The 11,326-nt window shown below is 35.5% G+C and carries 12 protein-coding genes and 1 pseudogene; 8 read left to right on the forward strand and 5 right to left on the reverse strand.

Translation table 11 applies throughout. The annotated features are described in order from the left end of the window. Positions 1-247: 247 nt before the first annotated feature. From DYH56_RS13365 to DYH56_RS13380, 4 genes are all read right to left on the reverse strand, one after another. Complete coding sequence (locus DYH56_RS13365) at positions 248-775, reverse strand: NUDIX hydrolase (RefSeq protein ID WP_114643382.1); 528 nt, start codon at positions 773-775, stop codon at positions 248-250. A 122-nt stretch (positions 776-897) separates the two neighbouring features. Next, positions 898-2,358, reverse strand: a complete 1,461-nt coding sequence (locus DYH56_RS13370) for a multicopper oxidase family protein (RefSeq protein ID WP_114643383.1) — start codon at positions 2,356-2,358, stop codon at positions 898-900. A gap of 207 nt (positions 2,359-2,565) precedes the next feature. Beyond that, complete coding sequence (gene hydG, locus DYH56_RS13375) at positions 2,566-3,987, reverse strand: [FeFe] hydrogenase H-cluster radical SAM maturase HydG (protein WP_114643384.1); 1,422 nt, start codon at positions 3,985-3,987, stop codon at positions 2,566-2,568. 132 nt (positions 3,988-4,119) lie between these two features. Then, the gene (locus DYH56_RS13380; protein ID WP_114643385.1) at positions 4,120-4,362 is read right to left on the reverse strand and encodes a TM1266 family iron-only hydrogenase system putative regulator; all 243 of its coding nucleotides are present in this window, start codon (positions 4,360-4,362) and stop codon (positions 4,120-4,122) included. Between the two features lie 193 nt (positions 4,363-4,555). Between DYH56_RS13380 and DYH56_RS13385 the strand changes: the two genes are divergently transcribed. From DYH56_RS13385 to DYH56_RS16400, 8 genes and pseudogenes are all read left to right on the forward strand, one after another. Beyond that, entirely contained in the window at positions 4,556-5,134 is a 579-nt protein-coding gene (locus DYH56_RS13385) for a flavodoxin family protein (protein ID WP_114643386.1), read from the forward strand. A 351-nt stretch (positions 5,135-5,485) separates the two neighbouring features. Further along, positions 5,486-6,319, forward strand: coding sequence for a PstS family phosphate ABC transporter substrate-binding protein (locus DYH56_RS13390; RefSeq protein ID WP_114643387.1), 834 nt, complete (start codon positions 5,486-5,488; stop codon positions 6,317-6,319). Positions 6,320-6,459: 140 nt separating this feature from the next. Next, positions 6,460-7,338, forward strand: a complete 879-nt coding sequence (gene pstC / locus DYH56_RS13395) for a phosphate ABC transporter permease subunit PstC (protein WP_233500045.1) — start codon at positions 6,460-6,462, stop codon at positions 7,336-7,338. Positions 7,339-7,359: 21 nt separating this feature from the next. After that, positions 7,360-8,205 (forward strand): phosphate ABC transporter permease PstA, encoded by an 846-nt coding sequence (gene pstA / locus DYH56_RS13400; protein ID WP_114643389.1) that lies wholly within the window; start codon positions 7,360-7,362, stop codon positions 8,203-8,205. Between the two features lie 50 nt (positions 8,206-8,255). Beyond that, the gene (gene pstB, locus DYH56_RS13405) at positions 8,256-9,020 is read left to right on the forward strand and encodes a phosphate ABC transporter ATP-binding protein PstB (RefSeq protein ID WP_114643390.1); all 765 of its coding nucleotides are present in this window, start codon (positions 8,256-8,258) and stop codon (positions 9,018-9,020) included. Positions 9,021-9,074: 54 nt separating this feature from the next. Continuing rightward, the gene (locus tag DYH56_RS13410; protein WP_114643391.1) at positions 9,075-9,746 is read left to right on the forward strand and encodes a phosphate signaling complex PhoU family protein; all 672 of its coding nucleotides are present in this window, start codon (positions 9,075-9,077) and stop codon (positions 9,744-9,746) included. A 104-nt stretch (positions 9,747-9,850) separates the two neighbouring features. Continuing rightward, positions 9,851-10,105 (forward strand): annotated as a pseudogene (locus DYH56_RS16395) (response regulator); the annotation flags it as partial. Positions 10,106-10,222: 117 nt separating this feature from the next. Next, positions 10,223-10,447 carry a winged helix-turn-helix domain-containing protein gene (locus tag DYH56_RS16400; RefSeq protein WP_255414724.1) on the forward strand — a complete coding sequence of 75 codons (225 nt, stop codon included), beginning with the start codon at positions 10,223-10,225 and terminating at the stop codon, positions 10,445-10,447. A 67-nt stretch (positions 10,448-10,514) separates the two neighbouring features. Here DYH56_RS16400 and sstT read toward each other — a convergent pair. Continuing rightward, positions 10,515-11,326: serine/threonine transporter SstT (gene sstT / locus DYH56_RS13420; RefSeq protein ID WP_114643392.1), on the reverse strand; the 812-nt coding region annotated here is incomplete at its 5' end.

Consider the following 11,326-nt stretch of genomic DNA (forward strand, 5'->3'; position numbering starts at 1 on the left):
TTACGCGAATCTATAGAACGCGGATTAAATCTGACAAGAGCTCTGATCTCCACGGATTAATAAAATTCAAATTCTGTTTTTGCCACCAATTTCCACCAATCATCTCCAATTAAAATATTAGCGCAATTTGCGGTTAGTGTTTTGGTTTTTATCATTTCTTATTTAATCCTAGTCGTAAAAAATCGTCTGTTTCAAAATCTTATCTTTCATTTCGTGTAGATTAGTGACAATTGGTGGTAAAGTTTTTTTAATTTTTCTCTATTAATTCCTTTGCCACTAATTCCAGCATAAATAATTCTCTGTCTATAAAAAGACCAATGGTTTCAGGCTGATTTTTGATAACTTCTTTGTTGTGGGCAATAGCCTCATAGATATTTACCCATCTGGCATCCATACCATTATTGATCTCGTAATCTTCTAAATTAGTTTCTCCTAATTCCTTGTGGATATCGCAGATGAAAAAATGTGAGGTCATATTGACATAATCATAGTTTTTTTTATGGATAGGTTTCATCTCGTCATAGACACCATATTCAGCCAATATCTCTATATTTTTAGCTCCTGTCTCCTCATTGATCTCTCTTTTTACACCCTCGATAAGATTTTCGCCTTGGTCGACTCCTCCCCCTGGGAAACTGTAGTCATCATACCTTTTTGTATAGAGCAGTAAGATGTTTTCACCGTCTAAGATAATTCCCCTGGCAGCTATTCTTTTATATATTTTTTTTCCCTCTAATTTTGTATTTTCCAGGGTAACTTTTCTAAGTATTCTCATTTTTTACCTCCAATAATAATATTTAATTATAATATATATTATATCATAATTAATTGAAAGTAGGAGGAATTGGAAATTAAAGATAAAATAGAGGAGATAAGAAAATCTCCTCTATTTTATCTTTATTCTACTAAAAAAGTTCCCATCATTCCATTATCTTCATGTTCTAAGATATGGCAATGGTACATAAATAACCCTTTATCTTCAAATTTAACAGCAACCCTGACAACATCTTCCATATCGATAAAAATCGTATCTTTCCATCCATCTTCAAAGGCTTTTGGTTTTTGGCCATTTCTTTCTAGAACTCTAAATTGTACTGCGTGTACATGAAAAGAATGGCCGTTAAGGGATCTGCCGCCATTGGAAAAACCAGTGTCATCGTTTGGATTTATCCTGCCTCCTCCCATCATCCCCCCCATCATTGTGCCGTGCATAGTTCCAATATTTCTAATCTCCCATATTTCAATTTCATTTAAATTAACATATTCATCAACTCTGTTCATATTGATTTGTTTTCCATTGATAGTAACCATGTGTCCCAATCCCTGGAGGATAAATTCTCTGGTTTTTACATTGAATGGAATATCATATTCTTGAAAATTTACCAGCTTAGCAGGGATTTTTTCTATATTTTTATTTAATTTTTTTACATTGAATTTCATTATATTTTTATTATCTGTACGTAGATATAAATTTTTATTTTTATCCTGGTCCTTAAACTCCACAATGATTTCCACCCTTTCACCAGGAGATAGGAATATTTTTTTTAGTTTATTGGATTTTTCTAAAAACCCGCCATCGGTAGCTATTTGGTAAAAATCCCTGTTATCGCTGAAGCTATATAAATAATTACTGGCATTGGAACCGTTTAAAATTCTGAATCGAATATATTTTTTATTTATATCTAAAGCGGGAGCAAGGATTCCGTTGACTATTAAGGTATCTCCTCTCATTCCATACATAGCCCCTATATGTTCATTGGAATAGACCAGATTTCCCCATCTATCAAATCGTTTATCTTGGACAATAATTGGAAAATCATCTACACCATACTCCTTTGGAATGGGGAGATTATCGGAGATTTCATCTTCTATAATATAGATACCAGCTAAGCCCATATATGCATGTTCCCCTGTTTTATGCCAAGTATGGGGATGGTACCACAGGGTAGCGGCAGGTTGTTCTATTTTATAATGTGGTTCCCAGTAATCTCCATCAATAAACATTTGATTGGGGCCGCCATCCATCTCGCCGGGAACTCGAAGACCATGCCAGTGGACGCTGGTTCTTTCTCCCAGGTTATTATATATTTTAAACCTATAATTTTTCCCTTTCCGAACTTTTATAGTAGGACCCAAAATATTTCCGTTATATCCATAGGTTTCGGTTTTTATCCCCTCTATAATTTCAGTTTCTCCTTTTTTTACCTCAAATTCATAGTTGATCTCCCCATCTGCAAGTGTTCCCTCTAAAAGAGGAGGGACAGGCAGATCCCTGGAAAAATCAGATACAGGGGGCGAAGATGTATAACAAGAGATGAAAAATATAAGGTTAAAGATCAAAAATAATAATTTTTTCATATTTTTTCCTCCTAAAATTTAAAGGTTATATACACTATCACTTTACGAGATCAATAAAAAGATTCCTTTAATAGTTCCTACGGTCTCTTAATTTTAGTAAAAATAAATTTTACGATGTGAAGAGAAACCGAAGCAAGAATAGCTGGGTTAAATAAGTCAAAATAATTAAATCAAAAAAAGCGTAGAAAAATCTACGCTTTTTTTGATCTAATAGTACAGGTCTCTCTTGCTATTTTTTATCTCCTCTAATTTTACCTTTAGAGAAGCCTTAGTTTCTTCAGTTAATCTGGATGTACCGACGCTGGAACCGATTAAATCATAACCTACTTTTTTAGTTTCTTCACTGGCATAATCTTCAAGATATTCAGCTAAAGTCAGGATAGCATTTGGAGTACAGAAATTATGGATAAATCCAGGTTTTGAAAATTCCATAAAGTGTTCCCCGGTACGGCCAAGTCTGTAACAGGCTGTACAGAATGAAGGAGTGAATCCGTTTTCCATAAGTTCCCTTAAGATATCATCCAGATCTCTGGAATCACCTATCTTAAACTGCTCCTTATCTAAATCCTGCTGGCATTTATTTTTTTTAGTGGAATATCCCTGTAATTCTATCTGAGTACCGGCATCGATCTGAGATACTCCAAGTTCCATACATTCACGTCTCAGTTCAGCATTTTCACGGGCTGTCAGGATAAGTCCCGTATAGGGAACTGCCAACCTCAGGACAGCTATGATCCTCTTTAATTCCATATCATTGATCAGGTATTTATCATCATGGTTGACTCCGGAAGCTTCATTTAACCTGGGAAACGATATTGTATGGGGTCCTACACCAAAATTATCTTCCAAATGTTCCACATGCTGCATCAATCCTAAAACTTCAAATTTCCACTTATAGATACCAAACAATGCTCCGATACCTACATCGTCTATTCCCGCTTTCATAGCACGGGACAGACCAAATAATCTCCACTTAAAGTTAGATTTTTCTCCCTTTGGATGAACCATTGCATAAGAGGGCTCATGATATGTTTCCTGGAATATCTGATATGTTCCAATCTCCGATTCCTTTATAATTTTAAAGTCCTCAATAGTCTGAGGAGCTGCATTTATATTGACACGCCTGATCTCTCCATTACCTTTTTTTATAGAATAAGTTTTATTTACAGTATCTCTGATATATTCAGGAGAATAGTCGGGATGGGTACCGTATACCTGGATAAGTCTCTTATGACCTTCGTCTACAAGGGCTTCTATCTCTTGCCCCAATTCATCCAGGGAAAGTGTCTTTCTGCTCATCTGCTGGTTATGAACATTGAACCCGCAGTAGGTACAGGAGTTGGTACATTTATTTCCCAGATACAGGGGAGCAAATAATACTACTCTATTTCCATAGACATCCTCTTTGATATGTTTTGCCAATGCAAACATCTCATCGATCTTATCCTGATCTTCGGTATTTAAAAGAACAGTTGTTTCTTCCAAACTAAGTCTTTCACCTTTTTTTGCCTTTTCCATAACCCTGTAAAAATCTTCATCTGTAGGGTTAGTCAATAATAGTGATTCGATTAAATCAGAATTGATAAAACTTTCCTCTTTAACCTCTTCTTTCCATGCTAAGTTATTCATCTTATACCTCCAAAATTTAATAATTTGAAGACTGATATAAAAATCACATGATCTAAAATAAAAAAATGACTTTCAATCATCTCCCTTTTACTCAGAAATTCAATAAATCTCCTTGTAATTAGGATAAATAGGTTATTTCTTGGCAGCAGTCTTTACAGACACACCCTTAAGATTACCTATTTTACCTGATAGTGCTCCTATTTTATCATTATCTGTTTCTAAAATCAACACAATAACAGAAATACCGGCTTCCCTGTAAGGAATTCCCATCCTGGAAATTATTTCTTCGGAAAAATCCATTAATATCTTGTTTATACTGGCTATACTCTCTCTATTTTCAACAAATATCGACATAGTGGCTATTCTTTTACTCATAATTCACTCCTTACGGCTTTCGGCCAAATTATTGTTTAAATTATACCATATATTTTGATGAGTTTTAAAGGAAATGAGGGATATAAAACAAAATTTACGGGAGATAAGGGGAACTATATAGAGTTGACTTCCAGAAAAAGTGAGGGTACCCTAATATAGGAAGATTGTATACTGAAAAAAATGAGGAGGAATCATGAGGGTATGTATTTTGTTCGGGAGTTTAAGAAATAGCAGTAATACTGCATTGTTGTTGGAACCTTTTGTGGATGAATTAAAGAGGCTGGGAGTAGATATCGATTATATAACACTTAAAGATAAACATATAGAACCTTGTACAGCATGCTGGACATGTCAAAATATTTTTGAAAATCCAGGCTGTCCCAAGGAGGATGACATGAATATAATATATGAAGCTGTTTTGAGATCCGACTGTATTATATTTGCAACGCCTATCTATTCATGGTACTGCACACCGCCTATGAAGGCAGTTATGGACAGGCTGGTTTATGGGATGAATAAATATTATGGAGACTCCAAGGGCCCCTGCCTTTGGGAAGGGAAAAAGTGTGGATTAATTACAACATGCGGCTATGAAATAGAAGAGGGAGCCGGAGTTTTTGAGGAAGGGCTCAGGAGATATTCAAAACATTCAAACCTAGAATATATAGGAAAGTTAGCTGTTCGGGATATTGACGGGAAGAAATATTTTCAAAATGAATCTGCAGTGAAAGCTGCAAGGGAATTTGCCGAAAGGGTGTTTAAATCACTTTAATCAGCAGATATGGATAAAAAATATCCTAAGTTTTTATATCATTTTAGGCTGTTGCAAAAGTATTGTAATGTTATCAATACTGCAACGGCCTTTTTTTTTAATCTCTAAATCTCTAATTCTATGGTTATCTGTATGGCAGTCCTCCTTTAAATTTCCAAACACTCTTTAATGTTAAAAAAAAAGTTTTAAAAGCAGGTAAAAAAAAGAGTAAGTAATTATATAAGTTTTTTACATATTTTTTACAAAACAAAAATTACATTTACATTTTTTTTACAGGATATAGATGTTGTATTTACACAGATACTGTAAACTTCTAAATATAAGAAATAAATAAATCGAGGAGGTTATGAAATGTTAAAGAAAATATTATTAGGTGCATCGTTATTACTATTGGTAGCATGTGGAGAGGGAAAAACTAAGTCAGAGGTAATTAAATTACAAGGTTCAGATACAATATTAAATACTTCTCAAGCTATATCTGAGGAATTCATGAAAGAAAATAAAGAAGCAAGGATTGCAGTTACAGGGGGTGGATCTGGAACAGGTATCGCAGCAAAATTAAACGGTACAGTACATATCGCAATGGCTTCCAGATCGATAAAGGATAAGGAATTAGAAAAAGCCAAAGAGGTAGGAATTGATCTGGAGGAGATCGTACTTGGATTCGATGGAATAACTGTAATCACAAATCATGACAATAAGATAGAGAACTTAGATAGGGCTGTCCTAGGAAAGGTATTCGCAGGAGAGATCACTAACTGGAATGAATTAGGAGGAGACGACGCTGAAATCGTAGTTTTATCGAGAGATTCATCGTCAGGAACACATTCTTACTTTAAAGAGGCAATCGTTAGAAATGGAGATAAGAAGAGTGAAAAGGAATATGGAAAAAAAACACTATACATGCCTTCAAACCAAGCAATACTTCAAGAGGTTAAAAACAATAAATATGCTTTAGGATACATAGGTATGGGATATATGGAAGATTCAGTAAAGGCATTATCTGTAGATAATGTAGAACCTAGCTTTAAAAATGTAGCAGATAAGAGTTACCCGATTGCGAGAGAGGTTTACTGGTATGTCGATGCAGATAGAAAAGGTGATGCAGCTAAATTAGTAGAGTTTGCACTTTCACCTAAGGGACAAGAAATTGTTAAATCAGAAGGATTTGTACCAGCCAAGTAATTTAAATAAATAGATACATAATTCAATAATCCCTGCCTAAATGTAGGGATTATTGTAAAAAGTTCTGTTATTTTAAGTTTATAACTGCAAAATATCGGTTATAAGCTTAAGATAATAATTATGAATAAGGAGAAAAAATAATGAATATAAGAAAAACTAAAGATTTATTTATGAAAAATAGTATCTTCGGAATAGCAGGATTTAACATAATAATTGTATTTTTAATATTCTTGTTTGTTTTCACAAACAGTATGAAGTTTTTTACAGAGTTTCCAATGGGAGATTTCTTTATGGGAAAGGAATGGATATCCCTTTCTGAAAAATATGGACTGCTTCCATTATTTATGGGAAGTTTCTGGGTAACATTGGTGGCACTGGGGATATCTGTACCACTTAGTCTGATAACAGCGATATATATAGCTGAATATGCAAAACCCAAGACTAGAGAGGGACTTAAGGTTCTTATAGAGACTATGGCAGCTTTACCTTCGGTAGTATTAGGTTATATAGGGCTCTATGTTCTTTCTAATCCAATCAAGGAGTTCTTTGGATTGAATACAGGGCTTACAGCACTTACAGGTGGTATATTATTAGCCTTTATGTCGATACCTACCATGGTGAGTATATCGGAAGACTCAATCAGAGCATTGGATAAATCCTATAAGGAAGCATCTTTGGCTTTGGGAGCTAATAAATTGGAAACAATAATTAAGATAATCTTACCGGCAGCTTTCCCTGGGATATTCGCAGGAATCATGCTGGGATTTGGAAGGATTATAGGGGAAACAATGACGGTACTTATGGTAACAGGTAATGCACCGATCTTAGATGCTGGTGTGCTTTCACCGGTAAGAACACTTACGGCAACCATTGCTGCTGAGATGGGAGAGGTAGTACAAGGAAGTACTCATTATTATTCTCTTTTCGCAGTAGGACTAGTATTGTTCGCTATCAGTTTTGCTACAAATACAATAGCCGATCATTTTATACATAAGTCTAGAAAGATAATGGGAAAATAAAATATTAAAAGGAGATAAATAATGAGCATACTAAAGGGAAAAGGAGAAAAAATAATAGAGAATTCTATAAAGGCAGTAGGATTACTCTCTATACTTCCGGTAGTTCTCATCCTAGGATATATAGTCTTTACAGGAGTACCCTCTATTTCATGGGAATTTTTAACTCAGGCTCCAAAAGACGGGATGAGGGCTGGAGGAATTTTACCGGCGATCATAGGAAGTATCTACCTTACATTGGGAACTATCCTTGTATCTGTTCCATTTGGAATACTTACAGGAGTTTATCTTGTAGAATATTCAAAGGACAATTGGATAAGAAGGACTATAAACCTTACAATAGTTAATTTGGCAGGGATACCAAGCATCATATACGGGCTTTTCGGAATGGCTTTCTTCGTAATATATATGGGTATGGGAGCTTCGATTATAGCAGGTTCTTTAACCCTTGGGATAATGTGTCTGCCGGTAATCATCACAGCCACCAGGGAATCTCTATTGGCGGTACCTAATCACTTGAGAGAGGCTTCTCTGGCATTGGGTGCAACTAAATGGGAAACTACATGGAAGGTTGTTCTTCCAGCGGCATCACCTGGGATACTTACAGGAGTTATCTTGAGTATATCTAGAGCCACAGGAGAAACGGCTCCGATAATGTTTACTGTAGCAGCATTTTACCTACCATTTTTACCGGAGAGTATCTGGGACCAGGCTATGACACTACCATATCATCTATATGTAATAGCTACTCAAGTTCCTAATATGCCAAAGGCTAACATGGATGGAACATTATTTGTTTTAGTATTTATAACAGTAGGATTTAACTTGTTAGGAGCATATGTAAGAACGAAATTTAATAAACGGAGATAGCTTTTAAACTGTTTAATAATATAGCTTTGATTTTAGGAGGAATAAAAAAGATGAAAAATAATGACCTTAGGTTGGAAGTAAAAAACTTTAACTTTTACTATGGAGAATTTCAGGCCTTAAAGAATGTTAATATGGATTTTTATAAAAATAAAGTAACGGCTCTTATCGGCCCCTCTGGATGCGGTAAATCCACATTTTTAAGGTCGGTAAATAGAATGAACGACCTTATAGAGATATCAAAATATGAGGGAGAAATTAAATTGGATGGAGACAATATCTTCAGCAAGAAATACGATATAGTTGAACTTAGAAAAAAAGTAGGAATGGTATTTCAAAAGCCGAATCCATTCCCAAAGACTATCTATGAAAATATCGTCTATGGTCCAAAACTTCACGGTGAAAAAGATAAGAAGGTCTTAGATGAAATAGTAGAGGAGAGTCTAAAGGCAGTGGCTCTATGGGATGAGGTAAAGGAAAAACTTCATAAATCAGCATTGGGCCTTTCTGGGGGACAGCAGCAGAGACTATGTATAGCAAGAGCCATCGCAGTAAAGCCAGAGATTCTTTTGATGGATGAGCCTACATCAGCATTGGATCCCATATCTACAGCAAAAATAGAAGAATTAATAAGAGAATTAGAGAAGGATTATACTATAATCATAGTAACTCATAATATGCAGCAGGCGGCAAGAATCTCTGAATATACTGGATTCTTCTACCAAGGTGTAGTGGAAGAGTTCAATAGGACAGAGAAGATCTTTACCAACCCTGATAATAAGAAAACAGAGGACTATATCACAGGTAAATTCGGATAAAACAAATAAATAAGATAGGAGTAGAAAACTCCTAAAAAAAACAAGGGGGATAAAATGAAAAATCTTCATGAAAGAATAGACAGCATAACAGAACAATTTGTTGAAATGTTTAAAAATGTAGATAGACTTTTCAAAATAAATATGGAGATGCTTGAAAAAAGAGTGTTTATTCAATCACTCTATGGGGAAGCAAAGGTAGTTGAAGACAGGATAAATGCCTATGAGGTAAAGATAAGGGAGGATTCTATCTTAGCTATAGTCAGATTTCAGCCGGCAGCACGGGATTTAAGGGCTCTCCTTACCTTTATCGACTGCGTTAAGATGTTGGAGAGGATGGGAGACCTTTTGAAAAACAACCTCAGACTTATGAGAAAACTTAATAAAGATGGTAATGGAACAAAGGAGCACATCTGTATAATAGAGGAGATGGCAAATAAGGTTCACGATATATTTGAAACCTATATGCAGGCCTTTATAGAAAGGGATGAGAAAAAAATATATACTCTTTTGGCTTGTGATGAAGAAATAGATGAAATGAGGATAGAAGTCGTAAATGAGATAATTGATTTCATGAAGGAAAGTCCTGAAAATATTGAAGGTGGATCTATTATCCTGCTTTTAAGTAAGAAATTTGAACGACTGTCAGACAAGATTATGCAGCTAGGGAAGGGTCTTATTTATACCATGAGCGGGGAAAATTTGAGAAAACAAGAACTTGAAAAATAAATAAAAAATTTTAGGATAAGGAGGCCGATGTGAAGGCATTGATTGTGGATGATGATCTGAGAACACAACAACTTATAGGTTGTTTTTAAAAAAAAAATGGTTTTAAAGTAAAAATGGCATCAGATGGATTGGACGGCCTCAAACTTCTAAAAAAAATTAAGCCAGAGGTTGTGATTATAGATATTAGAATTCCCAGTCTGGATGGAAAAAACTTTACCAAGATAGTCAGGGATCTTCCCCATGAATATGGCAGTCCTGTGATCATAATGACCTCATCTAAAACTGAGATAGAAGACGTACTGACAGCTCTCGAAATAGGGGCAAATGATTATATAAAAAAGCCTTTTGATCCCAGGGAACTAATACTCCGAGCTGAAAAACTTCTATCCGGCGGATCTAGAAACAATAAAAAATATATCTTTAAGGATGTAGCCATCGACGACGAAAGGCACCTTGTCACCGAGAATGGGATCGAGGTGGAATTATCTAAGAAAGAATACGATCTTCTTCTTTTTCTTTTTAAAAATCAAGAAGTAGTTCTTTCCAGGGAAAAAAATTTAGATAAGGTATGGGGCATAGCCTATCATCCAGGGGATCGATCGGTGGATATGTACATCTCCAAACTAAGAGAGAAGTTGAAAAGTATCTCCAAAAGTATCAAGACAGTGAATGGTGTGGGTTATAAACTTAGGGTACTTTAAAAAACCTCTCTCGACACATATTATAGCAAAAACCCCCTCAGAATTTTCTGAAGGGGTTTTTTAATTTTTATAGGTTAAGCTCTTTATTGATAACGATTTTCTTTCCTTCTCTTCTCCACTCAGCAAATTCAGCTACAGCTGTAAATAATGCGTCTGTTGAAGAGTTAAGACCAGTCTCTACTGAATCCTGGATTACTCCGATTACGAATCCTACTCCAACTACCTGCATTGCTACTTCATTTGGGATACCAAATAAGCTGCAGGCTAACGGGATAAGAAGTAATGATCCACCTGCTACACCAGATGCTCCACAAGCACTGACAGCCGATAAGATACTTAAGATAAGAGCAGTTCCGAAGTCTACTTGGATACCCAATGTATGTACTGCTGCAAGGGTTAATACAGATATTGTGATAGCTGCTCCTGCCATGTTTATAGTAGCTCCTAAAGGGATAGATACTGAATACATGTCTTTGTCTAATCCTAATTCCTCGCATAATTCCATGTTTACCGGGATATTTGCAGCGGAACTTCTGGTGAAGAAAGCTGTAATTCCGCTTCTTTTTAAACATCTGAATACCAATGGGTAAGGGTTTTGTCTCATCATGATAAATGCGATTATCGGGTTTACCACCAGTGCCATAAATGCCATAGCTCCTAATAATAAGCCTAATAATTTACCGTACTGTAATAATGAGGCTAGTCCACTGGTTGCAATTGAATTGAACACTAATCCCATGATCCCGAATGGAGCTAAATGGATAACCCATCTTACAATTTGAGACAGCCCGTCTGAAAAGTCTGTGATCATTGTTTTAGTAGAAGCCGGTGCATGCTTTAATGCTACCCCTAATAATAATGCCCAGACTAAGATTCCGA

This window comes from Psychrilyobacter piezotolerans, from assembly GCF_003391055.1.
Lineage (GTDB): Bacteria > Fusobacteriota > Fusobacteriia > Fusobacteriales > Fusobacteriaceae > Psychrilyobacter > Psychrilyobacter piezotolerans.